The organism is Enterococcus sp. OL5 (genome assembly GCF_006491895.1).
Classification (GTDB): domain Bacteria; phylum Bacillota; class Bacilli; order Lactobacillales; family Enterococcaceae; genus Enterococcus_D; species Enterococcus_D innesii.
Map to the genome: position 1 here is coordinate 232,169 of NZ_VHIL01000004.1, position 26,632 is coordinate 258,800.

The 26,632-nt window shown below is 42.0% G+C and carries 25 protein-coding genes; 18 read left to right on the plus strand and 7 right to left on the minus strand.

Going from position 1 to position 26,632, the window contains the following annotated elements; genetic code table 11:
- Nucleotides 1-2 precede the first annotated feature (2 nt).
- Nucleotides 3-737 carry an HAD family hydrolase gene (locus FJU10_RS06930; protein ID WP_096742514.1) on the minus strand — a complete coding sequence of 245 codons (735 nt, stop codon included), beginning with the start codon at nt 735-737 and terminating at the stop codon, nt 3-5.
- 244 nt (nt 738-981) lie between these two features.
- On the opposite strand from FJU10_RS06930, the gene FJU10_RS06940 reads away from it, so the two are divergent.
- The 6 genes from FJU10_RS06940 to FJU10_RS19675 all read left to right on the plus strand — a co-directional run bounded on the left by FJU10_RS06940 (nt 982) and on the right by FJU10_RS19675 (nt 7,721).
- A complete protein-coding gene (locus FJU10_RS06940) occupies nt 982-2,718 on the plus strand; it encodes an ABC transporter ATP-binding protein (RefSeq protein WP_096742515.1) in 1,737 nt (578 codons plus the stop codon).
- A gap of 701 nt (nt 2,719-3,419) precedes the next feature.
- Nucleotides 3,420-3,818, plus strand: a complete 399-nt coding sequence (spxA, locus tag FJU10_RS06950; protein WP_003127030.1) for a transcriptional regulator SpxA — start codon at nt 3,420-3,422, stop codon at nt 3,816-3,818.
- A 152-nt stretch (nt 3,819-3,970) separates the two neighbouring features.
- Nucleotides 3,971-4,621, plus strand: a complete 651-nt coding sequence (locus FJU10_RS06955; protein WP_077452520.1) for an adaptor protein MecA — start codon at nt 3,971-3,973, stop codon at nt 4,619-4,621.
- Nucleotides 4,622-4,721: 100 nt separating this feature from the next.
- Nucleotides 4,722-5,720 carry a competence protein CoiA gene (locus tag FJU10_RS06960; protein WP_223272985.1) on the plus strand — a complete coding sequence of 333 codons (999 nt, stop codon included), beginning with the start codon at nt 4,722-4,724 and terminating at the stop codon, nt 5,718-5,720.
- Nucleotides 5,721-5,780: 60 nt separating this feature from the next.
- A complete protein-coding gene (gene pepF, locus FJU10_RS06965; protein WP_140965488.1) occupies nt 5,781-7,598 on the plus strand; it encodes an oligoendopeptidase F in 1,818 nt (605 codons plus the stop codon).
- Nucleotides 7,599-7,721: a hypothetical protein gene (locus tag FJU10_RS19675; protein ID WP_262984554.1), complete on the plus strand. Its 123-nt coding sequence runs from the start codon at nt 7,599-7,601 to the stop codon at nt 7,719-7,721. It begins immediately after the preceding gene.
- An 8-nt stretch (nt 7,722-7,729) separates the two neighbouring features.
- On the opposite strand, the gene FJU10_RS06970 is transcribed toward FJU10_RS19675, so the two are convergent.
- Both FJU10_RS06970 and FJU10_RS06975 read right to left on the minus strand, forming a co-directional pair.
- Nucleotides 7,730-8,386, minus strand: coding sequence for a DsbA family protein (locus tag FJU10_RS06970; RefSeq protein WP_096742518.1), 657 nt, complete (start codon nt 8,384-8,386; stop codon nt 7,730-7,732).
- A gap of 108 nt (nt 8,387-8,494) precedes the next feature.
- On the minus strand, nt 8,495-9,070 hold the full coding sequence (locus FJU10_RS06975) for a CYTH domain-containing protein (protein WP_081118447.1): 576 nt from the start codon (nt 9,068-9,070) through the stop codon (nt 8,495-8,497).
- Nucleotides 9,071-9,265: 195 nt separating this feature from the next.
- Here FJU10_RS06975 and FJU10_RS06980 point away from each other — a divergent pair, with 195 nt between their 5' ends.
- Genes FJU10_RS06980 through mgtE form a run of 4 tightly spaced genes read left to right on the plus strand, consistent with a single transcriptional unit; the run spans nt 9,266 to nt 13,023 of the window.
- Nucleotides 9,266-9,934 (plus strand): GTP pyrophosphokinase family protein, encoded by a 669-nt coding sequence (locus tag FJU10_RS06980; protein ID WP_140965490.1) that lies wholly within the window; start codon nt 9,266-9,268, stop codon nt 9,932-9,934.
- A 5-nt stretch (nt 9,935-9,939) separates the two neighbouring features.
- Nucleotides 9,940-10,737, plus strand: a complete 798-nt coding sequence (locus tag FJU10_RS06985) for an NAD kinase (RefSeq protein WP_189372256.1) — start codon at nt 9,940-9,942, stop codon at nt 10,735-10,737.
- A gap of 4 nt (nt 10,738-10,741) precedes the next feature.
- The gene (locus FJU10_RS06990; protein WP_074932946.1) at nt 10,742-11,641 is read left to right on the plus strand and encodes an RluA family pseudouridine synthase; all 900 of its coding nucleotides are present in this window, start codon (nt 10,742-10,744) and stop codon (nt 11,639-11,641) included.
- Between the two features lie 17 nt (nt 11,642-11,658).
- A complete protein-coding gene (mgtE, locus tag FJU10_RS06995) occupies nt 11,659-13,023 on the plus strand; it encodes a magnesium transporter (protein ID WP_010749430.1) in 1,365 nt (454 codons plus the stop codon).
- Nucleotides 13,024-13,076: 53 nt separating this feature from the next.
- Here mgtE and FJU10_RS07000 read toward each other — a convergent pair whose 3' ends face one another.
- Nucleotides 13,077-13,913 (minus strand): AraC family transcriptional regulator, encoded by an 837-nt coding sequence (locus FJU10_RS07000; RefSeq protein ID WP_010749431.1) that lies wholly within the window; start codon nt 13,911-13,913, stop codon nt 13,077-13,079.
- Nucleotides 13,914-14,057: 144 nt separating this feature from the next.
- Between FJU10_RS07000 and FJU10_RS07005 the strand changes: the two genes are divergently transcribed.
- A complete protein-coding gene (locus FJU10_RS07005; protein WP_140965493.1) occupies nt 14,058-15,809 on the plus strand; it encodes an ABC transporter ATP-binding protein in 1,752 nt (583 codons plus the stop codon).
- Nucleotides 15,796-17,577 (plus strand): ABC transporter ATP-binding protein, encoded by a 1,782-nt coding sequence (locus FJU10_RS07010; RefSeq protein WP_077452509.1) that lies wholly within the window; start codon nt 15,796-15,798, stop codon nt 17,575-17,577. Before FJU10_RS07005 ends, FJU10_RS07010 begins: the two co-directional genes overlap by 14 nt.
- A 75-nt stretch (nt 17,578-17,652) precedes the next feature.
- On the opposite strand, the gene FJU10_RS07015 is transcribed toward FJU10_RS07010, so the two are convergent.
- On the minus strand, nt 17,653-18,294 hold the full coding sequence (locus tag FJU10_RS07015) for a copper homeostasis protein CutC (protein ID WP_016621321.1): 642 nt from the start codon (nt 18,292-18,294) through the stop codon (nt 17,653-17,655).
- A 102-nt stretch (nt 18,295-18,396) separates the two neighbouring features.
- Here FJU10_RS07015 and FJU10_RS07020 point away from each other — a divergent pair, with 102 nt between their 5' ends.
- The 5 genes from FJU10_RS07020 to FJU10_RS07045 all read left to right on the plus strand — a co-directional run bounded on the left by FJU10_RS07020 (nt 18,397) and on the right by FJU10_RS07045 (nt 23,771).
- Complete coding sequence (locus tag FJU10_RS07020; RefSeq protein ID WP_077452507.1) at nt 18,397-19,239, plus strand: methyltransferase domain-containing protein; 843 nt, start codon at nt 18,397-18,399, stop codon at nt 19,237-19,239.
- A 353-nt stretch (nt 19,240-19,592) separates the two neighbouring features.
- A complete protein-coding gene (gene trmL / locus FJU10_RS07030) occupies nt 19,593-20,096 on the plus strand; it encodes a tRNA (uridine(34)/cytosine(34)/5-carboxymethylaminomethyluridine(34)-2'-O)-methyltransferase TrmL (RefSeq protein ID WP_077452506.1) in 504 nt (167 codons plus the stop codon).
- Between the two features lie 17 nt (nt 20,097-20,113).
- Nucleotides 20,114-20,767 (plus strand): histidine phosphatase family protein, encoded by a 654-nt coding sequence (locus FJU10_RS07035; protein ID WP_005229730.1) that lies wholly within the window; start codon nt 20,114-20,116, stop codon nt 20,765-20,767.
- Between the two features lie 20 nt (nt 20,768-20,787).
- The gene (locus FJU10_RS07040; RefSeq protein WP_140965494.1) at nt 20,788-23,442 is read left to right on the plus strand and encodes an ATP-dependent RecD-like DNA helicase; all 2,655 of its coding nucleotides are present in this window, start codon (nt 20,788-20,790) and stop codon (nt 23,440-23,442) included.
- A gap of 101 nt (nt 23,443-23,543) precedes the next feature.
- A complete protein-coding gene (locus FJU10_RS07045; RefSeq protein ID WP_081118454.1) occupies nt 23,544-23,771 on the plus strand; it encodes a cold-shock protein in 228 nt (75 codons plus the stop codon).
- Between the two features lie 104 nt (nt 23,772-23,875).
- On the opposite strand, the gene FJU10_RS07050 is transcribed toward FJU10_RS07045, so the two are convergent.
- Together FJU10_RS07050 and FJU10_RS07055 are read right to left on the minus strand one after the other, a co-directional pair.
- Entirely contained in the window at nt 23,876-24,499 is a 624-nt protein-coding gene (locus FJU10_RS07050; protein WP_140965496.1) for a response regulator transcription factor, read from the minus strand.
- Complete coding sequence (locus FJU10_RS07055) at nt 24,496-25,605, minus strand: sensor histidine kinase (RefSeq protein WP_411268835.1); 1,110 nt, start codon at nt 25,603-25,605, stop codon at nt 24,496-24,498. Before FJU10_RS07055 ends, FJU10_RS07050 begins: the two co-directional genes overlap by 4 nt.
- 86 nt (nt 25,606-25,691) lie before the next feature.
- On the opposite strand from FJU10_RS07055, the gene FJU10_RS07060 reads away from it, so the two are divergent.
- Entirely contained in the window at nt 25,692-26,624 is a 933-nt protein-coding gene (locus FJU10_RS07060) for an ABC transporter ATP-binding protein (protein WP_140965497.1), read from the plus strand.
- The last annotated feature ends 8 nt before the right edge of the window (nt 26,625-26,632 follow it).

Consider the following 26,632-nt stretch of genomic DNA (forward strand, 5'->3'; position numbering starts at 1 on the left):
TTTTAGCTATAGGCGTATGCAGGAAGCTGCAAGAGCGTGTCAATACTTCCTTGGAGTTGCGAGAAAGCGGTGATAGACACATCTGGCAAATCTTCCAATCCATTAGGGGCCTGACGGAGACGATGATTGAACCACAAGGCTTGCCAACCGGCTTTTTTGCAGCCGACCACGTCATTATCAAAATTGTCACCAACGTACAGTGTCGTTTCTGGATCAAGAGCAAAGTCGGTTTCTGCCAATTGGAAAATTTCTAGTTGCGGCTTTTGATAGCCAGTTGCTTGGGAAATGATCATATGCTCTGGTTTGATCCATCGAGTCAATTGCAACTGATCCAATTTCTTTTGTTGATGGTCGGTGGGACCGTTAGTAATAATCCCTAACTTGATTGGTAATTTAGACAAATAGTTTAAGGTTGACTCAACTTCAGGATGTAGCGTAATGGCATCTAGTTCTTGTTCATAACACAGCTGGAATTTACAGCTTTCTTCCATTTTAATAGGTAAGTATCCTAAATCCGTTAATGAATGCGTCAGTCGGTGATAGCGAAAATGATCTAGTGTCCATTCATTGGCCAATACCCGTCCAAACTGCTCATCACTGTGCACCCGAAACCGTAAGTAAAGAGCGGTTAGATCTTTGGGGGCAATTTGTGGGAAGCATGAGGTTACGGCATTACGAAATGGTTGCTGCTGGTCATATAAGGTATCATCGACATCAAAAAGAATACTAGTGATCAAAAGAGACACGCCTTTCAGAGTTAGTGAAAATTTTCAGTTTGTTTTCGAATCAATCATAAGCTATTATGACTCTAAAAAAAAGAGGAAAAACCTTGTGAAATAAAGGTTTTATTTACTATTTTTAGAAATCCGCGTCTTGATAGGTTTTCAAAATTATAGTGAATTTTACCCATTTTCACATGTTTCTCATTTTGCATTTCTTCAAAGAGTTGCTTATAATGAAAGCTATTGAGGAGGGGGAAATGTGTTAAAAAGGTTTTTCCGTTATTATCGACCGTATCGGTCACTATTTATGTTGGATTTTACTTGTGCGGTATTTGCTGGTTTATTAGAACTGGCCTTTCCCGTAGCCGTCAACCAAGTAATCGATAAGATCATGCCCCAGAACAACTTTCGCCTGATACTATTGGCTTGCTTAGGCTTGTTCTTGTTTTATGTGATCAATACTGTGTTGCAATATATCGTAGTTTTTTATGGTCATAAACTTGGGGTCAATATTGAAACAGATATGCGTCAAGAACTGTTTCGACATCTGCAAACGCAATCTTTTGAATATTATGACAATCAAAAGACTGGCAAGCTGATCAGTCGTTTGACTACGGATCTCTTTGAAATTTCTGAAGTCGCTCACCATGGGCCAGAAGATGTTTTTATTACCATCATGACTTTAGTCGGTTCATTCCTATTGATGTTAAATATGCATGTTCAATTAGCGGTAGCGACATTTGCGTTGATTCCATTGATTACGATTGCCTTAGTTTTTTTCAACAAGAAAATGACCAAAGTCAACACACAGATCTATGACAACCTCGGTGAGTTCAACGCCGGAGTGGAAGCATCTGTCAGCGGCATTCGGGTGACTCAATCGTTTGCCAATGAAACGTTCGAACACAAACGCTTTGATGGATTGAGCGAAATCTATCGTCAATCAAAGATCCTTTTTTATAAGGTAATGGCGATCAGTTCAGCGTACAATTACTTCCTGATTCGCTTGATCAACTTGTTTGCTCTAATTTTTGGTGCTTACTACGTGATTCGCGGTGAACTGACGAATGGCCAGTTTGTAGGGTTTATTTTATTGTCGAATGTCTTTGTTAGACCAATTGAGAAGGTCAATACGATGATCGAGAGTTATCCCAAAGGAATCGCCGGCTTCAAACGATTGACGGAAGAATTGGATAAAGAACCGACGATCAAAGACAAACCAGGGGCACGGGCCGTTCAATCATTAAAAGGAGATATCGTCTACCATGATGTTTCTTTTTCTTATGCGGATGCGACAAAAGTCTTGAATCACATCAATTTGTCGATCAAAGCCGGCGAGACGATCGCCTTCGTAGGACAAAGTGGTTCAGGGAAAACCACGTTATGCAATCTCTTGCCACGTTTTTATGAAGTCACGGAAGGTGCTATTACGATCGATGGCATCAATATTCAGGAGATGACCTTGGCTTCTTTACGTCAGCAGATTGGGACTGTCCAGCAAGATGTCTTTCTTTTCCCAGGAACGATTCGAGAAAATATTGCATATGGCAAACTCGATGCAACAGAAGAAGAGATTCTAAAGGCAGTCAAGTTAGCACACTTGGAAAAAGTCATCGATCAAATGACAGATGGGTTGGATACAGTCATTGGTGAACGAGGAGTCAAATTATCCGGTGGCCAAAAGCAGCGGGTAGCGATTGCTCGGATGTTCTTGAAAAATCCGCCGATTTTGATATTAGATGAAGCAACATCAGCGTTAGATACGGAAACCGAGCAAGTGATTCAAGAATCCTTGAATTCATTGGCAGATGGTCGCACAACCTTGATCATTGCTCATCGTCTTGCGACGATCAAACATGCAACACGAATCATTGTCGTTAGTGAAAAAGGCATCTTGGAAGAAGGAACCCATGAAGAATTGATGGCGAAAAGGGGACATTATCGCGCATTGCATGATGCGCAATTCGCTCGTGATGGGGAACCGTCTCTCTCTTAGAAAAAAGGAACGATCCATTCAAGAAAGCCCTAGCCTTTTTATGTTTTGTCAGGAAAAAGCATAAAAAGACGGGCTTCTTGGGTTGATCGTTTTTCACTAAATTTTTGTGAGAAACCCTTTTCATTTATAAGCAGATATTCATTTCTCCTGCTGTTTTAATGTCGATTATGACAGAAATGCTTGTATGGTTTTCTGATTAAAAAGGAATGTGATACAATTGAATCAAGATTGAAGGGATGAGCTGAAAATCTTCTCTGAAAAAAATAACATATATTTTTATTGTAGCCCTATCGGTTTGAAGGCAACAATGGTTCGTGAAATTTTTCCTTTGAAAACGATTGAGCCATGGACTTGGTTTTTCTCCTTGTATTTTGATTACACATGTAATTACAGATAGGAAATTAAAAAACGCGCGATTCAACTAAAAGAGTATTTTAATATTCTGACATCTTTTTGATACACCTTTGACACACTGTTGTATAAAAGAAGTAATATTAAAAAAAAATTTGAGTTTTCTCATTTAAAAACAAAGTTTTTGTGTGAAACCTTTTGCCTAAGAGGTTTCGCTTTTAATATAACTTTCGAGTTTTATTAAAAAATATGAGATTTAGACTAGATTTTTTTTAGTTAAACCTGTATAATTGAAATCAAGCGAGGGCACAGGACTTGCTTGATTGAAAATTAAAAAGGAGAGATGCACGTTGTTGACACTATACACTTCCCCAAGTTGCACATCTTGTCGCAAAGCTCGTGCGTGGTTACAAGAGCACGAAATCCCTTTTGTTGAAAGAAATATTTTTTCAGAACCGTTAAATATTTCTGAGCTTAAGGCAATTCTACAGATGACAGAAGATGGCACAGAAGAAATTATTTCCACCAGATCCAAAGTATTCCAAAAGTTGAATATGGATCTAGATGACCTGCCCCTAAAAGATTTATTGACACTTGTTCAAGAAAATCCAGGATTATTGCGTCGGCCAATCATGATTGATGAAAAACGATTGCAAGTTGGGTTTAACGAAGATGAAATTCGTCGGTTTTTACCAAGGGATGTTCGCCAACTGGAACTAAGACAAGCGCAATTAATGGCAGGCTTATAAATTTGACTTCATCGACTCGCTTTCTCGTAGAAAGTGAGTCTTTTTTTGAGTTTTTACGTTTTTCTTAAGAGGATATTCGTTTTCTCTTTACTTTTTATCAGGTTTCGATACAATGAACCTATAGTGAGTAGCAAAAGTGAGGTGTAGCTAATATGGAAATGGAACATATCAATGAAAACACCATTCGTGTATTGATCAAAAGTGAAGACTTAGCTGCGAGAGGCATCACTTTTCTTGACCTTCTAGGAAATCACAATGAAATTGAAAACTTCTTTTATAGTATTCTTGAAGAAGTTGATATTGACGAAGAATTTAAAGGCAGTGAAGCTGTAACTTTCCAAGTCTTGCCTAAAGGCGATGGGTTAGAATTGTTTATTAGCAAAAATCTTCCACCAGAAGGAATGGAAAATTTTGATGAGATGAACGATGAAGCGAATGAAGACATTACCGATATGTTGAAAAAGCATGTGGCGGCTCAATTACAAGAGTCAGAGCAAGCAGAAGATATCGGCAATCGTTTTGTATTCGAGTTGTTGCGATTCGAAGATATGATTCAATTGGCATCCGAAGTATATTTGGATTCTGTTGCAACCAATCTTTACCAAATGGGCAACCATTATTATATTGAAATTCGATTCATGGATGCAGATGTTACTGATATTGAAGTAGAAAATGCACTTTCTTATTTGATGGAGTTTGCTCAACGGACGTCAGTGACGCCAGAGGTTTTATCTGAATACGGTGAGTTGATTATGGAAAACGATGCACTTGAATTGACTCGTTTCTACTTCAAGAATGATTAATGAATGAAAATCATTTCCAGCCAAGGACATTTTGACAATGTTCTTGGCTTTTTCAATTGTGATTAAAGAAAATGGCGTATCTTTTATTGAGGTGAGCCAGATGCTGAAAGCGTTGAACCAAAGAAAAGAAGTTATTGCAGCGAAAGGGAGAAAGAAATCATCGGGCCCTTTTTATTGCCCAGGATGTCAGAAAGAAGTGATTTTGAGGCAGGGACCAAAGCGACAGCCCCACTTTGCCCATCAAACCAGTACTGATTGTCAGACGTACAGTGAAAGGGAGACGAAGGAACATTTGGAAGCAAAACAACTTTTGTTTGAGTGGTTTCAAGATACAGGGATTGAAATCGAAGCCTTTTTGCCTAAACTCCAACAGTGTCCTGACCTTTGTTACAAGAATATCGCCATTGAAGTCCAGTGTTCTTCCCTCAAGTTTTCACGATTTCTGGAACGAACCACCACTTATTTAGCAAACGGCTATCAGCCTTGGTGGATCCTCGGGACCAAATTGTATCCGAAACGCCAGTGGTCGTTTTTGGTAAAAGCTTGCTGTACTTATCAGTCTACTGGCTTTTGCTTGTGGCTCATTGATACGCGAAATCAGGCATTAGTGAGGCTGCACCAAATCAAATGGCATTATCAAGAAGGGGTAAGCAGTCGACGAATTGCTACACAAAAAGGGGAGCCTTACAGGAAAGAGACACTTCGACCTTTGTGCGAAACAGAAGGATCGAAGACCCACAATTTTTCTGAATGGGTAGCGACCGATTATCGGTTGTGGGTGATTCGAAAACTACGAAATAAACTGCCCAAAATCAGAGAGATTCAAGAAATAGTATACCCGTTGAATGGGAATGTCTCACAGCTGCCTTTGTGGTGCTACTGTGAAAGTCGGTTTGGCATTTTATTTGAACACCGCATACTGATTTTTCGCTTTCTCTATTTAAGTGATTGTCCCATTAGTTTTGAGCAGTGGTTGATCCGGCTGAGGCAGTTGCATTGGCAATGGCACTTTCCTTTGCTTGATCAAAGAGAAATATTGCGAGAAATCTTTCAAGAATGCCAATATTTAGAAAATTCGGTTTCTTTTTCAAGCCAATGATTTGGTTTCGTTGAAAAGTGTGATAAGATATTTTTAACCAATGAACAAGGAGTGAAGGGAATGTCAGAAACAAAACAATTACCAGCACGTGAATCGATCCCAGTCGAAAAAACGTGGGACTTAACGAAAATCTATGCCGATGATGCGGCTTTTGACATAGAATTTCAAGAAATTCAAGCACAGGTCAAAGAAGCCAGCCGTTACCAAGGCACTTTAGCAGACGGTCCGCAAGCCTTTTTAGCCGCTTTAGAATTTGTCTTAGATCTTTCTCGCCGCTTGGAGAAACTGTATGTGTACAGCCATCTAAAAAACGACCAAGACACCGCTAATACGACTTATCAAGGCTTATATGCGAAAGCCAGCAGTTTAGTTGCGCAAGTAAGTGAAGCCGTTGCTTGGTTTGATCCCGAGTTATTGACGATGTCCGATGAAACGATTTGGGGCTATTTCGATCAAGAACCTAAGTTAGCAGTTTATCGTCATATGATCGAAAAAACCATCAACGAGCGGCCCCATGTTTTGCCTGCCGATCAAGAAGCGTTATTGGCCGGTGCTGGCGAAATTTTTGGTGCCCCTGGCAATATTTTCTCTGTTTTAAACAATGCTGACTTGGATTTTCCAGTCGTTGAAGACGAAAATGGGGAAAAAGTGCAGCTGTCACATGGTGTCTACGGTGAGTTGATGGAAAGTACAGATCGCTCTGTTCGAGAAGCGGCCTTTAAAGGTCTCTATGGCGTCTATGAGCAATTCCGTAATACCTTTGCCCAAACCTTAGGTACGAATATCAAAGCCCACAACTTTAAAGCCAAAGCCCGTAAATACGATTCCGCACGCCAAGCCGCTTTGAGTGCCAATCATATTCCTGAAAGTGTCTATGATACGTTAGTGGACGTCGTTAATCAACATTTGCCGTTACTACACCGTTATATGGCATTAAGAAAACGCCTGTTGGCTGTCGACACACTTCATATGTATGATGTGTACACGCCGATTTTAGGGGAAGCACCGATTCGCTACACCTATGAAGAAGCAGTCGAAAAAGCGAAAGAAGCGCTAAAACCATTAGGGGAAGAGTATCTCGCTGTAGTTGAAGAAGCCTTCAGCAATCGGTGGATCGATGTCGTTGAAAACAAAGGCAAACGCAGTGGTGCCTATTCGTCAGGTGCTTATGACACGCTGCCTTATATCTTAATGAACTGGAATGATCGATTGGATCAACTCTTCACCCTTGTTCATGAGATGGGGCACAGTGTGCATAGTTATTTCACAAGGAATAACCAGCCTTATGCCTATGGCGATTATTCGATTTTCTTAGCAGAAATCGCTTCGACGACGAACGAAAATATATTAACGGAATACATGCTTCAGACTGAGACTGATCCACGGGTCAAAGCCTATGTCTTGAATCATTTTCTTGATGGTTTCAAAGGCACGATTTTCCGTCAAACGCAATTTGCCGAGTTCGAGCATTTCATGCACGCAGAAGATGCGAAAGGAACACCGTTGACCAGTGAATTCTTAAGCGAGAATTATGCCGAGTTAAATGCGAAATACTACGGACCATCAGTTGAAAAAGATCCTGAGATTCGTCTCGAATGGTCACGAATCCCTCATTTCTATTACAATTACTATGTCTACCAATATTCAACTGGTTTTTCCGCAGCTTCTGCTTTGGCGAAGAAAATCTTAGCTGGCGAACCGGATGCCTTAACCAACTATTTGAACTATTTGAAAGCCGGACGTAGTGATTATCCAATCGAAGTCATGAAAAAAGCAGGCGTCGATATGACGAAAGCAGATTATATTGAAGATGCGATGAAAGTATTTGAGCAACGTTTGAATGAATTGGAAGCACTCGTTAAAGAAATCGAAGCATAAATGAAACAGTACAAACCAATCCACAATGGATTGGTTTGTTTTTTGTTCGCGCACAATGAAAACGCTGCGCAACGAGCCAAACGTAAAGTCATCGTTTGGCTCATTGCGCAGCATTGCTATTGAATAGGGTTTCATAAAAGAATCAACCCGCGATCAATTTCATGAATCGTGGAAAGTTTTGGTGCTTGTAAGGATTGTGCACTTTGTAAAAATGTATCAAGCTCTGTCGCTGTGCCAAAGATAAGTGGAAGACTTTTTAGCTCTTCTGATCCTTCCAAGAGGACACCATATTCTTCTTCACTTGAAAAATCATACACCACAGCAGAAGGTGTGATCGTGATGCCCATGTCTTTCGCTACCCTTTGGTCGGTGGCAAAGTTCTTTTTCACTAGCTCAGATGTACGGTCTTCTAAGAACATCTCTAAATCACCGTTCGTTTCTGAAAATAGCTCTTTTACTAAGGTGTCACAATATTCCTGTTTTTCGATCCCTATTCGTTGTTGCAGTTTCAATAAGAAATCCCGAGCAATTTTTTTTCCTTGCAACTGGGCTGCTTTATAGTCCAGTGACGCAGCGTAGATTTGGTTTGTCTGTTCATTACGCAAGACCAAATCCGCCTTGTTCATGGACAAATAGTCCATCGAGACGCCTACTGAAAATAAATTAACGAAAGGTAGGATCTGCAAATGGATTTTTTTGCGATTTGTATTTAATCTGTTGATAATCTCTTTTTCGATATCATAACAAATAGGCCCAATCGGATTAATAAATAAAAATAGTTCGATCATTTGAATCTCTCCCCAATTAAGATTCTTTCGTATCTTGAAAAACAAAATAAGTATGTTTTATTAAATATAGCAAAAAAACGCGGAAAAAGTAAGCAAAAGGGCAGCCTACTATGATTTTTCTTCTACAGCACGAATGATCTTGTTTTTTGCTGGTCGGTAAGGAATATCAAAGGTGTGCAACAACGATTGAAAGGCAAGCTTTCCTTGGAGCGGCTCGCTTACTTCTAGCTCCAATTCATAATCATGTTGCTGACCATACCAGCTTTCATCCAAAGCGAGTAATCCTTCTTTGATCGGGAATTCCGCCCGTCTCGTTTTTAATGCTGCAATCATGCGTAATGAATCAGGTTCGATATTCGCTGCTCTTAAGCGTTGAGCAACTACACCCGTAGATAGAATTTTTTCTGAATCAATTAATGACGCAGCGATTTCCTTCGGTAAAGGATCAGTCGTTTCTAGTAGACCATGTTCAATGGGGGTCTTTAGTGTTAACTCCGCATGGGTAGTCGTCGTGCGAATACGCAAACCAAATTGCTTTTCCCGCAATTTATGGTCTGCTGTATCAAAGTAATAATTGGTCTGTGTCTTGAAGGCTGTTTCTGATAAATTGTAATAAGTAAGCAACTGGTGGTATTCTTTTTCCGTCAGCATCGTTTTATATTCAATCTCTACTTGTTCGACCATCGATTTTCACTCTCTTTCTATTGCAACCATAGTGTACGCTGTTTCAACTATTCCGTCAAAGAAACTATACAAAGAAAAGCAGCAACGATTGGATCAGACAAAAAATCTTTTGTTTCTGCACTTCTGTCCATTCAGTTTTATTCCAAGAGTATGGTAGAATAAGGGGTATGTTATGAACAGAATCGAGGGAGAAGAATGATTCGAGATTGGGAAGAATTCTTAGCGCCTTATGAACAGGCGGTTTCAGAATTAAAAGTAAAATTAAGAGGCATAAGAAAACAATATCGGGAACAAAACAAACATGTTCCCATTGAATTTGTCACGGGTCGTGTCAAGCCAGTGGATAGTATTTTAACGAAAAGCAAATTACGAGGGATTGCAATGGATCGGCTTGAAGAAGAGATGTCTGATATCGCCGGTTTGCGAATCATGTGTCAATTTGTGGAAGACATTCACCAAGTCGTTGAATTGTTGCGAACACGCAAAGACATGAAAGTCATCATTGAACGGGACTATATCACCAATAAAAAAGCCAGCGGCTATCGTTCGTACCATCTAGTGATCGAGTATCCCGTTCAATTGATCGATGGAGAAAAAATTATTTTAGCGGAGATTCAAATTCGGACACTAGCGATGAATTTTTGGGCAACGATCGAACATTCACTAAACTACAAATACCAAGGGGAGTTTCCCGCTGAAATCAGTGAACGGCTGCGTCGGTCGGCAGAAGCCGCCTATCAGCTAGATGAAGAAATGTCCAATATCCGTGAAGAGATCCAAGAGGCACAACGGTTATTTTCACATGGGAAAGGCAAGCGAGGCGGACATGATCAGAACCCGTTGCCAAAGGGGGAAACGGAATGAAAGGTATCCGCGTGGCAATCGTCCATAATCAAGAAAGCAAGTCGGTAGAAGTGACAAAGCGTTTAACTACGCTTTTAGAACAGTCAGAAAATAAGATCGATCAAGACAATCCTGAATTAGTGATTTCTGTTGGGGGAGATGGCACGCTCCTTTCTGCTTTTCACTTGTACAATCATAAGTTGGACCAAGTGCAGTTTTTAGGGGTTCACACGGGTCACCTCGGCTTTTATACGGACTGGCGAGATTATGAATTGGAAGAATTAGTCGAGTCTTTGTGCAATGACCATCAAAAAAGCGTCAGCTATCCATTATTAGATGTTCGTATTACTTATGCGAATGGCAAACCAGATAAGCATTTCCTAGCATTGAATGAATCAACGATCAAGCGCGGCAATCGAACGATGGTTGCCGATATTTCTATTAAAGAAGACCTCTTTGAAAAGTTTCGCGGCGATGGCTTATCGATCTCAACGCCCACCGGCTCCACTGCTTATAACAAGAGTGTTGGTGGGGCAGTCTTGCACCCAAGTATCAATGCCTTTCAATTGGCAGAGATTGCTTCGTTGAACAATCGTGTCTTTCGGACCCTTGGTTCGCCGATCGTCGTGGGTCACCATGAATGGGTCAAAGTACAACTGCAGCAAAGCACCGACTATTTAGTGACGATCGATCAGTTTACCATCGAACAAGAAGAAATCGATGCTATCTATTACCGTATTGCCGATGAACGGATTCATTTTGCGTCTTATCGGCATATGCATTTTTGGAATCGGGTCAAAGATTCCTTTATTGGAGAAGAATAAACCCATGGAATTTACGTATCACTATACTGGACAAGGACAGCAAGTCAAATACTTTTTGAAGGAACAAGGGGTGTCCAAAGGACTATTAGCAAAAATCAAATTTCAAGGCGGAAAGATATTTGTCAACGATCACGAGCAAAACGTCTTGTTTTCTTTGGCGCAAAATGATAGGGTAACTATTGTAATTCCTCCCGAAGGGGAACATGAGACGATGCTGGCTGACCCGACACCGATTGAGATCGTGTATGAAGATGCCCATCTGTTAGTCGTGAATAAGCCAGCAGGAATCTCATCGATCCCTGCGCAATATCATCCGACTGGCACGATGGCCAATCGCGTCAAGGCCTACTATCAAGCGCAGCACTATGAAGATCAAGTGATTCATGTAGTCACGCGGTTAGACCGTGACACATCAGGATTGATGCTTTTTGCAAAACATGGGTTTGCCCATGCGAAGCTGGATAGCCAGTTGCGAAAGAAGCAGGTCGTAAAAAAATATCAAGCCCTCGTTGCTGGTGAACTGCCCGCACTTTCTGCCCATGGTGAGATTGAGCTGCCGATTGCTAGGGACCTGACGTCACTATTGAAACGCAAGGTCAGTGACGAAGGAAAAGAAGCACGGACGGAGTATTGGCTAAAACAACGCAATTCAGATTGCGCTTTAGTTGATATTCAGTTACACACAGGCAGGACACATCAAATAAGGGTCCATTTTTCTGCAATCGGTTGTCCCTTATTAGGAGACGAGATGTATGGCGGTACAATGGCTCTTGGGATCAAACGACAAGCATTACACTGCTGTCAGCTGCAATTTCAGCATCCCTTTACGAATGAACCGTTGGCTTTTAAGCTGCCCTTACCAGCAGACATGGCCGCTGTTTGCTCAGCCATGGATAGGCAATAACAAATGAGGTGAAGAGATTGGATGAAAATCAAGAATTAACTGAACGGTTTGATCAACTGAATCAAGCATTAAAAGACAATGATATCCAGGGATTTCGTGAGGCGTTCTTGGATCTGCATATCTACGAGCAGGGTCAGTTCTACCAATCTCTAGAAGCAGCCGATCGACAAATCGTCTATACGTATCTTTCCCCGAAAGAATTGGCAGACATGTTTGACGTCATTGAAGAAGATGATGAACACATGGTGGACTATCTTTCAGAGATGCGCCCTGCCTATGCGGCTGATATGTTGGCGCAAATGTATACCGATAATGCGGTTGACCTGCTGAATACTCTGGATAAAAAACAAACAGCGAAATATTTGAGTTTGATGACCGCTGAAGCTGCTAGCGAAATCAAAGAGCTGCTGCACTATGAAGATGAAACTGCTGGATCGTTGATGACTACCGAGTTTGTTTCCATTGTGGCCAACCAAACGGTTCGTTCAGCGATGTATGTCTTAAAAAATGCCGCAGATGTTGCCGAGACGATTTACTATATTTACGTCGTGGATACTGATAATAAGCTTGTGGGCGTTATTTCTTTAAGAGACTTGATCATCAATGATGAAGATACCATGATCGCTGATATTTTGAACGAGCGGGTCATGTCGGTTCATGTTGGAGATGACCAAGAGGATGTCGCTCAGACCTTCCGAGATTATGACTTTCTCGCATTGCCAGTCACCGATTATGACGATCACCTATTAGGGATCGTGACCGTCGATGATATCATCGACGTTATCGATGATGAAGCAGCCAGTGACTACTCTGGCTTGGCAGGGGTCAATGTGGAAGAAGTCAGTGAGAACCCGATCAAAGCGTCTTCGAGACGCTTGCCTTGGCTTATCACCTTACTCTTTCTCGGAATGGCCACCGCCAGTCTTATCAGTCATTATGAAGAGTTGGTCAGCGAAGCAAGTATTCTCGCTGTTTTTATCTCACTGATCACTGGGACCGCCGGTAATGCTGGTACCCAATCCTTAGCCGTAGCCGTTCGTCGTCTGGCGATCAATGACGACAAAGAAAACAGCTTTATGAAGACGGTGGTCGGTGAAGTGCTGACAGGACTGTTCACAGGTGCCATCACGGGGTTGACGATCTTTGCTATCGTAGCTGTCTGGAAACAAAATCCGATTCTAGGGTTTGTGATTGGGATGGCGATGATGTGTGCCATCACAGTAGCCAACTTAGCGGGAAGTTTGATCCCGATGCTGATGGACAAGCTGGGTTTTGATCCAGCAGTGGCAAGTGGTCCGTTTATCACGACCCTTAGCGATTTGACCAGTGTTTTGATCTACTTCAACATTGCCAGTCTTTTTATGAACTATTTTATTCAATGAACAAAGAGCAAGCCGATGATTCTTCATTCGAAGGAAGGTCATCGACTTGCTCTTTAATTTTTTGGTTTTGGCAATACCCCAGAAGGAGAGACACCATAAAGTTTTTTAAAAGACTTGCTAAAGTGATAAGCATCCTGATAGCCCACAGCAGAGGCGACTTCTTTGATCGTGAGGTTTTCATTTTTTAACATGTCTTTGGCACGCTTTAAGCGAATCTCAATCAAGTAGTTGATGGGACTGACACCCGTCGCCTCTTTAAAAATCTTTGAAAGGTATGTCGGGCTGAGAAATTGATCCTGTGCGAGCTTCTCTAATGTGATTTCTTCTTTGTAATGATTTTCCAAGTAATAGACCGTATAGTTGACGATCTGTTGTTGTCGTCGTTGGCTTTTGGAAAGGTAAGGCACGACATTGATATGGTCTTCATTTAGTCCACGTAAAATGTAGACGAGCATCTCCATCAAAACAGCCTTTTGCATCAATTGAAACTCATCCCGCTCTTCACTGCTTTCTCTCACCAACTGCCAGGCTTTTTCCAAAACTTGATGATGGTATTTGCCTAGCTCCAACAAGGGGTGTTTGTTCGGGAAAAAATTCCGTTTAAACCCTTCCAAAGAAATATTTTTTAAACCAATATGCAGCTGATGGGAGCGAGTGCCCTTAGGCTGCAATTCGCAGTGATCGACGCCAGGATTGAAAAGCATGACGCTGCCAGCACGGATTTTTTTCGCTGGTTCTTTTTCAAAATAATAGGTACTTTCTCCTTCTAATAAGACGCTGATTTCTAAAAAGTCATGATGGTGCATTTCTCCATGACTTTCTGATTGCGTCCATGGGTCAAAGAGATAGATGATTTCTGGATTAAACGTACGAGGGTTAACTAAATTCATGGCTGATTCACTCCAATTGGGTGCTTATTTCCTGTAAAAAAAGGGAATGGTACTTCTTACTAATATTTTACATCAAAATGAGTAAGAAAAACCATTCAAATCGCTTTTCAAAACGCTAAGCTTAACAACGAGAGGGGGAATTAGATGAGTAATACACAATGGATCTGGCGCTATGCCAAAAAGAACCGCGGAAAAATCATATTGGCGATCCTATTTTTAGTGATCAATGCAGCGCTGATCATTGTTAATCCGTACTTGGGAGGAATGGTGATCGACGATGTCATCAATCAGCAAAAAACGCACTTATTGATTCCATTACTGTTGATCATGATTGCGACGACCGTCATTCGCACCATTGTCCGCTATAGTTATCAGATTTTATTTGAACGGGTCGGACAAAATACGCTATACGATTTACGGGAAGATTTGTATCAGAAACTGCAAGAATTGGATTTCGACTTTTTCAATCACACTCGTGTGGGAGATATTATGGCACGAATGACAGGGGATACCGATGCCATTCGCCACTTTGTTTCTTGGGTGACCTATAATATCGCTGAATGTATCTTATGGTTCTTTTCAGCGGTGGTGGTGATGAGCTTTATTGACTGGAAATTGATGCTGGCACTGGTGGCTGTCACACCGATCATTTTTCTGTTGACCAACCGCATGTCTAAAAAGGCACACCCATTGTTTTTTGACATTCGTGAGAGCTTTTCTCGCTTGAACTCAATGGTAGAAGAAAATATTGGCGGCAATCGGGTCGTAAAAGCCTTCGCTCGTGAAAATTTTGAGATCGAAAAATTTCGCTCCTACAACGAAGATTTTAAGACCCGCAACATGGCATCTGCCAAAGTTTCCCGTAGCTATCTGCCCTGGCTTGATGGCTTAGCAGGAAGTTTGTCAGTCATTGCCTTAGTTTTAGGCGGAATTTTCGTAATCAATGAGGACATGACCTTAGGAGATCTTGTTGCGTTTAATGGTTATCTATGGATGTTGAACAACCCCATGCGTATGAGTGGCTGGTTGATCAACGATGTTCAGCGATTTTCTGCGGCCTGTATCAAAATTCGACAAATGCTGGCACAAGAATCGAAAATACCGGTTCACCAACAAGAAAAATTAGAACCGATCAAAGGATTTGTGGAATTTAAAGATGTCTCTTTCCATTTTTCAGATGATCCAGAGCAAAATGTACTGGAAAACATCAACTTCAAGATTGGGCCGGGACAAACGTTAGGGATCTTAGGCGAAACCGGCTCTGGAAAAACGACGTTAGTAAATTTAGTTGGACGTTTTTATGATCCGACTGAAGGGGAAGTATTGATTGATGGAAAAAATGCCAAAGAGTATCCTGTGCGTCAAATGCGGGAAAATATTTCGATGGTGATGCAAGATGTCTTCTTGTTTTCTAATACTATCTCTGACAATATTGCTTTTGGAAATCCTTTAGCAGATGAAGGCTTTATTCGCCAAATGGCCGTAGTCGCCGATGCAGATACCTTTATTTCTCGAATGCCTCAAGGCTACGAGACGATTGTCGGTGAACGAGGCGTCGGACTTTCTGGTGGACAAAAACAACGGATCTCCCTTGCGCGGGCCTTAGCCAAAGATCCATCGATCTTGATTTTGGATGACACGACGTCTGCCGTCGATATGGAGACAGAATCGAAGATCCAACAAGAGCTGACAAAATTAACCGGAGAGAAAACGACGTTTATCATTGCCCATCGGATCTCCTCTGTTCGAGAAGCCGATCAGATTTTGATGATGGAAAAAGGTCGGGTTGTTGAACAAGGCACCCACGAAGAACTCGTCAAACTGCGAGGGAAGTACTATGAAGTGTATCAAAAACAATTAGGCTTGTCAGGAGGTGAAGACGATGGCGAGAAATAAATTTGATGTGGATGAGGAATTAGACCAGGAATTTAGCTGGAAGGATTTCAAGCGTTTGTCCCAATACGTCGTACCGTATAAAAAAAGCATTGGGAAAGTACTATTTACGATCATCCTGGCAAACTTAGCAGGAATGCTGGCGCCTGTTTTCACGAAGATCGCCATCGACTCATCGATTCCTGAGAAAAATGTCAATCAATTGCTGCTTTTAGGAGCTGCCTTTCTAGTGACCTTGATCGTTATCGGTGTCTGCATGCGTTATCGTATCTACCATATCACGAATATTGGGCAAGACGTATTGAAGGATATGCGCTTTGATATTTTTGAACATCTGCAGCGGCTGCCGTTTTCTTATTTCGATACAAGGCCCCATGGCAAGATCTTGATCCGCATCGTAAATTACATCAATACACTGAGTGACCTGTTGAGTAATGGACTAATCAATTTGATTTCCGATGTTTTCAACGTCATCATCACCTTGATTTTTATGTTTGCGATCGACTTCAAATTGACCCTGTATTCCCTTGCGTTGCTGCCAATCTTGTTCATCATGGTGATGGTAATCAAAAATAACCAGCGCAAAGCTTATCAGGTGTTGAGTAATAAACAGTCCAATTTAAATGCCTACATTCATGAAAGTATTGCCGGCATCAAGATCACCCAATCCTTCGCACGGGAAGAAGAAAATGCAGAGATTTTCCAAGAAGTCAGCAATGATTATCGGACTTCCTGGATGAAAGCTGTCAAAATTCAGTTTCTCATGTGGCCTGGGGTGCAAAACATTTCAGTCATTACAACTTGTTTGATTTATTTTGTCGGCATTCGCCAAATCGGTGTCGATGTCAGCACAGGTACTCTGATCGCTTTTATCAGTTATATCAATAATTTCTGGAATCCAGTCATCAATATCGGGAATTTTTATAATTCTTTGATTACAGCAACAGCCTATCTTGAACGGATTTTTGAAACGATGGATGAAGTCCCAGATATCGAAGACAAACCAGATGCAAAAGTATTGCCGACAATGAAAGGGACCGTTGATTTTGAACACGTGACCTTCCGATACGAAGAAGGCAAAAACATTCTTTCTGATGTCAATTTCCACATCGAACCCGGGGAAAGCATTGCCTTGGTTGGCCCTACTGGTGCAGGGAAGACCACGATCATCAATTTGCTGAGCCGCTTTTATGATGTCAATGAAGGCAGTGTTAAAGTAGATGGGATGGACGTTCGTGACGTGACGCTGGAATCCCTGCGCTCACAGATGGGGGTCATGCTGCAAGATACCTTTATTTTCTCAGGAACGATCATAGAAAATATTCGCTATGGAAAATTAGACGCGACAGAAGAAGAGATCATTGAAGCAGCGAAGATCGTCCGTGCTCACGACTTTATCACGGAGTTGAAAGACGGCTATCAAACCGTCGTCGAAGAACGAGGAAGTACTTTATCTGCGGGGCAACGGCAACTGATTTCCTTTGCCCGAGCGTTGTTGGCTGATCCAAAAATCTTGATCTTAGATGAGGCTACTTCTAGTATTGATACGAAGACAGAAGAATTGCTGCAAGAAGGACTGTTGAAGCTGTTAGAAGGCAGAACTTCATTCATCATCGCTCACCGGCTGTCCACAATCAAAAATTCTGATCGAATCTTTTACGTGGCAGGGGGCACGATTGCTGAATCTGGTAACCATGATCAGCTAATGGCACAAAAAGGCTTGTACCATCATTTGTATCAATCACAATACGACTTATTGCAAGCAATATAAAAAGAATTCCCACAAACGATGCGTTCTCATCGTTTGTGGGGATTTCTTTGCGTGATTCTTTTGTGTCACGCAAGCTCAATCATTAAGGTCGACGATTCTGGTTCCATGAACTTCTTTTACACCTAATGTATCAGCAACATGTTGGGCATTTTCAAAGGAAATGCCACCGCCAGGTAAAATCGTTAAACGCTCACCAGCATAGGCGATCAATTCTTTCAGATGATCGAAGTTGTCTTCAATCGGAGTCCCTGCAGCACCACCATGGGTCAAAATCCGCTGTACGCCATGCTCAGCTAACCAATCGATCGCTTTAAATTGGCGCGCTGCAGGAATCGCGTCGAAGGCCATGTGAAAAGTAACCTGCAAGCCTTCTGCGGTTTCTAACAATAGCTCCAATGCTTCTTCGTCTAACCAGCCGCTAGGAGTTAAGCAACCTAGAACAACGCCGTCTGTTCCTAGCTTTTTTGCTTCGATCAAGTCGGTGTGCATGATTTTCAACTCAGTGTCATTGTAAACAAAATCACCGCCTCGAGGTCGGATGATCGTCATAACGGGAATTCCTTTTTCGCCAGCATATTGCAAAACTTCTTCTTGCACACCGGTACTTGGTGTTGTTCCGCCGACCGCTAAGTTATCACAGAGTTCAATCCGCTGTGCGCCTCGGGCGATTGCTAAGGGAATATTGGTATAATTTTCTGCACAAAATTCTTTTAACATGATTTACCTCCAATAGTTGGTTGTTCAGTTGATTTGTTATTCTATCCACTAGCATTCTACCACAAGAATATGCTAAAGTAGAGCAGAGATGAGGGAAGTTGAATGTTAAAAAAAATCGATCGCGGGCGCCTTTTTTTAAACGCCCATTATCACTTATTTGAATGTCCATTGTGCCGCCAAGCATTTTTCCCGACCGAAAATGGCTTGGTTTGTCCAAATCGTCATCGATTTGACTTATCAAAGAAAGGCACACTTTTCTTTTTGGATCATCAAGTCAAAGCAGATTATGATCAAGCACTGTTTCTGCCGCGTCAACGTATGATCGCTAGCGGCATGTATGCACCAGTCATTGAATGCATCAAAGCAGTTTTGGGGGATGCTAAGCATCTTTTAGATGTCGGCTGCGGCGAAGGCAGTTTTCTGGCTCAGTTGGTCAATGAAAAGACCCAGGCGGCTGTCGGCTTTGATATCGCCAAAGACGGAGTTTATCTAGCAACCAATCAAAACGTACCGGCTTTTTGGTGTGTGGCGGATCTGACCAACTTGCCGTTTGCTGAAGCGAGCTTTGATACGATTTTCAATCTATTTTCGCCGTCAAATTATGGGGAGTTCAATCGTATTTTGAAAAAGGGTGGACAGTTGATCAAAGTCGTCCCTGCGGCGGATTATTTAAAAGAATTGCGGGCTGCTTTTTATCCGAATGATGAAGCGAAACAGCAATACTCAAATGAACGGGTCGTCACTAAATTTCTTGAACATTACCCCGACGCCTCCCGTCAAAGAGTGACACATGTTTTTACGATCCCTGAAGAAAATCGCCAAGATTTACTTGCCATGTCCCCGTTAGAGTGGGGGGCTTCGGAGGAACGCAAAGAAAAGCTCCGGCAAGCTCCTTTGAGACAGATCACTGTTGATGTTGAGGTGTTGATTGCGAAAATTTCCTGAAAATATTTTGAACTTTTTTGTTATTTACTCTTGCAATCATGCCATGGGAGTGATATATTGTTCTCAAGTCATTTTTCATTGGTTTTTATCAGGTTCCTGTTCTGATAAAAGTTAGTGAAAAGAGCTTCACTAACGTAACGACTCGCAGTGATCGACACCGAGTTGGTACGTTTTTTTTTATGCCCAAAATTCTACACAAAAAATGTCGTTTCTAAAAAACAAGCGTGCCAAAATATGGTACTATAGAAGTTATTGAAGAAGCTATTGAGAATCAATTGTAAAACGCAAGATACAGAGATACAAAGGAAAGCGAGAACCGATCGGTAGTATCCGAGCGAAAGGAGTTTTTATCTATGAATCACATCGTTCTTTTTGAACCTCAGATCCCGGCCAATACGGGAAATATTGCACGGACGTGCGCAGCAACAAATACTCATTTACACTTAATCGAGCCTTTAGGCTTTTCAACGGATGACAAGCAATTAAAACGAGCTGGGCTTGATTATTGGCATGATGTCAATATTACCTATCATAAAGATTTAGCTGCTTTTATGGACTTTTTAGGGGAGCGTCCGTTGTATCTGATCTCGAAATTTGCCAATCGCGTGTATTCTGACGTCGATTACACCGCAGATGACGATCAGTTCTTCATTTTTGGGAAGGAAACGACGGGGCTTCCAGAAAGTTTTATGCGTGAGCATGCCGAAAAATGTTTGCGGATCCCAATGAATGATGAGCATGTTCGTTCCCTGAATCTATCAAATACGGCTGCTTTGATCATTTATGAAGTTTTGCGGCAGCAAGGCTTCCCAGAGTTGGAATTGACGCATCATTATGAGAACGACAAATTAGACTAAGAAGCGAGGCTTTTTCGATGCAATTATACTTTACCCGTCACGGAAAAACAGAGTGGAACCAAGCACGTCGCTTTCAAGGAATGCTGGGGGATTCGCCGTTATTGCCAGAAAGTTATGACGAAATCAAATTACTCGGTGATTATCTGGCAGCTATTCCTTTTGAGAAGATTTACTCAAGTACATCTTTGCGAGCAAAAGTGACTGCCCAAGAGATCCAAGCAAGACTCCAACACCCAGTTGAAATCATTTATAATGAGAATCTGCGAGAAATCGGACTCGGTGAATTGGAAGGTCGCTCCATCGATGAAATGCATGAGAAGTATCCCCAACAATTGACGGATCTGCGTAATCACTTGGATCGTTACGATCCAAGTGCCTTTAAAGGTGAGCCGATCCAAGAAACATTGAGTCGAATCGAGACCGTCGTCATGGATGCGGTGATGCAGCATGAAGGCCCATTATTGTTCGTCGGTCATGGGGCATCCTTTACGGCTGCTATCCAGTGGCTTGCAGGCAAACCATTAGCCGAATTAAGAGAGCAAGGTGGATTAGTCAATAACAGCGTTAGCTTATTAGAGACGAATGAACAAAAAGTATTGCCTTTTGAACTAAAACTTTGGAATGAAGCAAGCTTTTTAAGCAATCAAGCAGGATTAGACGCTTTGTTGTAAACCATGAAAGGAGCGGCACCATGATTCCAGAAAGAACGTTTTTTGTCGGCCATGTTGCCGCCATCTTTTTCCAGAATCCCAGCAATTTTTATAAAGTACTATTAGTTAAAGTCACTGAGAATAATGCCGACTACAAAGACTCGGAGATCGTCGTTACTGGTAGTTTCGGCGAAATCCAAGAAGAGGAAAAGTATCGGTTTTTTGGTGAGCTGGTCAATCATCCCAAGTATGGTGTCCAGTTGAAGGCCGAAAGCTACCAACAAGAACAACCGACCTCTGAACAAGGGTTGATCGCCTATCTTTCTGGAGAAAAATTTCCGGGGATCGGCAAGAAGACCGCTGAAAAAATCGTTGACCTTTTAGGAGAAGAAGCGATCGACCGGATGCTGGAAGAACCAACATTGTTGGAGCAGATTCCAGGATTGAATGAAAGTAAGCAAAAAATGATCTTAGATACTGTACGGCAAAATCATGGGATGGATCAAGTGATCGTTGGCTTGAGCCGCTATGGTTTTGGTAGTCAGCTTTCTTTTGCAATCTATCAAGCCTACAAAAATGAAGCATTATCAATTATCGAAGAAAATCCTTACCAGTTGGTGGAAGACATTGAAGGCATTGGCTTTAAACGCGCAGATGGCATCGCTGAGCAGCTAGGGATCGAAGCTTCGTCGCCGCAACGGTTTCGAGCAGCGGTCTTGCATCAGATCTTTGCGCAATCCTTACAGACAGGCAATACCTTTATCCATGCCCAAGACTTGTTAGAGCAGACACTGCGTTTATTAGAAACGAGTCGTCCTATTGAGATTGCGCCAGACGACCTGGCATCAACGATCATTCAATTAGTGGAAGAAGGAAAAATCCAGCAAGAAGAAACTCGTTTGTACGAAAACAGTCTGTACTTTTCTGAATGGGGAATCGCTAGTTCCATCGAACGCTTGCTTTCCCGCAAAAAAGAAATCGTCTATCCTGAGAAAACAATCAGCAAAACGCTGCGAAAAATTGAGAAGCATTTAGGTATCACCTATGGGTCTTCGCAAGAAGAAGCAATCAAAGAAGCCATTCGTTCGCCATTGTTTATTTTGACAGGTGGTCCGGGTACCGGGAAAACGACGGTGATCAATGGGATCGTACAATTGTTTGCTGAGTTGAACGATCTGGACTTAGAGACATCAAAATACAGTGAAGAAACCTTTCCGATTCTCTTGGCAGCACCGACTGGTCGAGCCGCCAAACGGATGAATGAAACGACAGGTTTGCCAAGCGGGACGATCCATCGTTTGTTAGGCTTGAACGGACGTGAAAAAGCGCCATCGATTAGTCCGAAAGAATTAGAAGGCGGCTTATTGATCGTCGATGAGATGTCTATGGTCGATACATGGTTGGCGAATACGCTCTTTAAGTCGATCCCTACAAACATGCAAGTGATTTTTGTGGGGGATAAAGATCAGCTTCCTTCTGTGGGACCAGGACAAGTCCTTCATGATTTGCTAGCGATCGATGCGATCCCGAAACAAGAATTGACAGAAATCTATCGCCAAGGAGATGGATCAAGCATCATTCCACTGGCTCATGCCATCAAAAACGGGCAGCTGCCTGCTGATTTTACACAAAACCAAAAAGATCGCTCCTTCTTTGCGTGTGATGCGTACAAAATCGAACCGTTGATCGCTCAGATAGTGAAACGGGCAAAAGACAAAGGCTACACGCCGCAAGATATTCAAGTGTTGGCACCGATGTATCGTGGGGCAGCCGGGATCGATGCTCTGAATAAAATGATGCAAGAGATTTTTAACCCCAATGATGGGACAAAAAAAGAGGTGACTTTCAATGATACGGTGTATCGTATCGGTGATAAGGTTTTGCAGTTGGTAAACTCACCAGAAGATAACGTGTTTAATGGCGATATGGGCCAAATCGTTGGGATTACTCTAGCCAAACAGTCGGAAGACAAGGTTGACGAACTGGTCATTCAGTTTGATGCCAATGAAGTGACCTATAAGCGGAATGAATGGAATAAGATCACATTATCCTACTGTTGTTCGATCCATAAATCTCAAGGTAGTGAATTTCAAATGGTTATTTTGCCGATGGTTCATCAATACCAACGTATGCTGCAACGCAATCTGCTATATACTGCTGTAACCCGCAGCAAAGAAATGCTGATTTTACTTGGTGAACCGCAAGCCTATCAAACTTGTGTCAGTCACGAATCTGCTACTCGCTTAACGACATTAAAAGAACGTATCAATGGTACGGAAAAAATGACGCCGCTGCAACGAGCAAAATTGGCCCAATTTGAAGAAGCGGATGATCCGTTTTATGATGATTCCTCTGAAAACACGAAGGCAAAAATGGTAGCTTCGAAGCCAAAGGAAAATCCCAGCACTGAAGCTGCTGCTAACCAGCAAGCGACAGAAAAGTCACCAGATAGTGGGTTGGACTTGTTTGCTTTTGCCGAGCCTGAGCCGTCGACATCAAATCAGACAGAAATTGCAAAGCCTCTGTCAGGGGGAAAAGACCTAAGTGAAGGGACTATGGGGGAAGAAGCACTCATCGAAGAAACGTCGAACGATGGTGTATTGACCTTAACGATGGTCAAAAAGCATTTAGTGGATCCAATGATTGGCATGAAGGACTGTTCTCCATACGACTTTATGCCCGCAAAAAACGGCTGATTGAAAGATGAGAAAATACTAAAAAAGGTACCTTAGTGAGCGCTTTCTTTTGGTTTTTTAGCTTCTTATGCTAAGCTAAAATCAAAAGGAGGCGTTACGTTATGGCGAAAGAAACCGAAGATAAATTAGCAAAATTAGCAAAAGAATCTGGCAACGACTTTAAGAAATTAGATGAGATGGAAAAAGAATTTAAACTAGATGAAAGTCCCGATGCAGAACGAGGCGAGCGGGATGAATCAGGGTTAGAAAAAACGTTAGAAAAGGCGCCGATTTTCCCGCCTAACACACCGAACAATCCAACGAATCCCGGCAGTCCCGGAAATCCATAGCTTGTCCACTAAAAACTACGACAGTCGGATAATCGAGTAGAAAACAAAAAACCTGAAGAATGCAGCTTCGCATTCTTCAGGCTTTTTTTTGCAATCGATGAGACTTACTGTAAATGCTGATAAAAATAGATTGCTAATTGCGTGCGATCCCGCAATTCCAGTTTTTCCAGTAATTGACTGATGTAATTACGGACAGTACCATCACTCAAGTACAAAGCATCGGCAATTTCTTTATTGTTTTTTCCAGCGGCTACTTCTTTGATGATCGCAAATTCACGTTCGCTAAAAGAAGATTGATTGTTAATTGATGGTTCGTTCTTCATTAGCTGCGTGAAGGTCTCAACGATTTCATTCCCGAAGACAACTTGGCCATTATAAGCGGCTTTGACAGAAGGGATGATCGCTTGTAAATTCTGCTTGATCAAATAACCTTTCACACCGATGGAAAAGGCTTCGCGAATGTATTCTTCATCTTTGAAGGTAGTCAATAGCAAAAGGATCGCTTGGGGAAATTTAGCCAATATTTCTTTGGCAGCATCGATCCCCGTTTGTTCCGGCATGCGGATGTCCGTCAGCAAAACGTCAGGATGATAGGTTTCATATAATTCCAGTGCGTCTTTGGCACAATGGCCGATGCCCAGCACCTGAATCTCTTCTGTGCTTTCAAGAATGGTTTGCAAAGATGTGGTCACAAACGGATCATCGTCAATAATAACTACAGTAATCATTGGTGTTCCTCCTTTGGTAAAATGATCGTCAACTGAAAGCGTTGGTTTTCTTGTAAAATATGAACTTGACCTTGTTGTTCTTGGACCCGTTGACGCATCGTTTTCAGACCGATTCCAGTGTCTGGATTTTGAGGTGTGCGGACGCCATCATTCGTGATTTGCAAGCGAAAAAATGCAGGCAGCGTTCGAAAATGCAACACGAGGGTTTTCGCATAACTATGTTTGATACTGTTGGTTAAGGCTTCTTTGATGACCATTAGGAAACAGTTTTGCTGTGCTTCATTCAACCCTTCAAATAGGTTTCCTTCAATCGTGACAGGTGATGGAAAATCAGCAATTAGAAACTCTAAGGATTGCTGGAAAGAAATCGATGTCTCGTGGAGATCGTGAACACTTTGTCGAATGCGATCCATCCCTGTATGAACGGTAGCACTTAAATTTGCTAGGGGGTCATTTAGTTTTGGCTCTTGATTGATCATTTCAAGCGCGCCAATCTGTAAAATGGCACTCGACAGTAGATGGCCGACATTGTCATGGATATCGCGAGCAATTCGATTTCGTTCTTCGGCAATTTGCAAGGCTAACTTTGTTTCTTGTGATAGGGCTAGCGCTTTGTTTTGCTGCGATAACTGTTGCTGCTTTTCCCAATGGGTATCTTTTGAAGCGATGTACTTTTTCTCAAGATCAGACATTCGCTGATCTTTTTTGCGTAAGTAAAAAGCAAAGAGCAACAAAAGGATGACAAAAGCGAGCTCCGTGAGAGAATGATGGACAACCGTTGCGATCAATAAAAATCCTAATAAAAATAGAACATCATCTTTACTATCTTCCGGAGCGATCACCCGCATCAATGCAGGCAGAAAGAGGGCAAGCTCTGGCCAAAACGTACATAGAAGCAACAGAATAACTTGAAAAAACCAGTTTGCTATTCTAGGCAGTAAATAACTGACGCCAGTAAATATAACGGCGATCAGTAGATAGATGACCTGCACAGCAACAAAACCTTGATTTACCAATAAAAGTAATGAGACGGCGAGTAGGAAGCCAGCTTCGCTGAGTAGTCGAGATTTAGACATGATAAACTCCTTCATTGTGACAAATGTCATGCTTAGTTTAGCCAATCGTCACTAGTTTCTTTCCTTGAAGTTTATTATAGTCAGATTAACAAGAAATTTGGAAGGAGTTTTTCATCGTGATTATCGAAATTGATAAATTAGTTAAACGCTATGGTGATTTTGTGGCATTGAATCATTTTGATCTGCAAGTACAAGAAGGAGAGGTTTTAGGATTATTGGGACCAAACGGCAGCGGGAAATCGACCGCCATCAACTGTATGCTCTCTTTGTTAAACTATGACAAAGGCACCATCAAACTTTTTGGATCAATCATGACGCCTGAAAATTATGCCGTTAAAGCAATGATCGGGGTCGTTCCTCAAGAGGTTGCCGTCTTTGAAGAACTTAGTGTGCAAGAAAATATCGATTATTTTTGCGGGTTATATGTTGCTGACAAAGAGAAACGACAAGGATTGATCGAAGAAGTGATTCAATTAGTGGGTTTGGAAAATTTCGTGACTTTTCATCCAGGAGAGCTGAGCGGTGGCTTGAAACGGCGGTTGAATATCGCCTGCGGGATCGCACATAAACCACGTTTGATTTTTTTAGATGAACCAACAGTAGCTGTCGATCCCCAAAGTCGTAATAAAATTTTGGAAAGCATCAAAGAGCTAAATCGCCAAGGAGCAACGATCGTTTACACGACCCATTACATGGAAGAAGTGGAAATTCTGTGTGACCAGATCGTGATTATGGATCAGGGACAGGTGATTGCCAAAGGGACTAAGGAATCTCTGAAAGACATGGTACGCACGGCAGATCGTTTGACCATCGACATCCCCTTATTGCCTGACCACGTGTTGGTAGCGATTCAGAACACCAATACTGCTAACGGAATCGTTTACAAAGACGGACAGCTCCAAGTAACAACAACGGAACTCAATACGGTCTTGTTACCTATTTTGACACTCTTACAAGCAGAGAAAATCAGTTACGGAAAAATTGCAACCAAAGAAGCGACCTTAAATGATGTCTTTTTAGAGATCACGGGCAAGGAATTGAGAGACTGAGGAGGGGG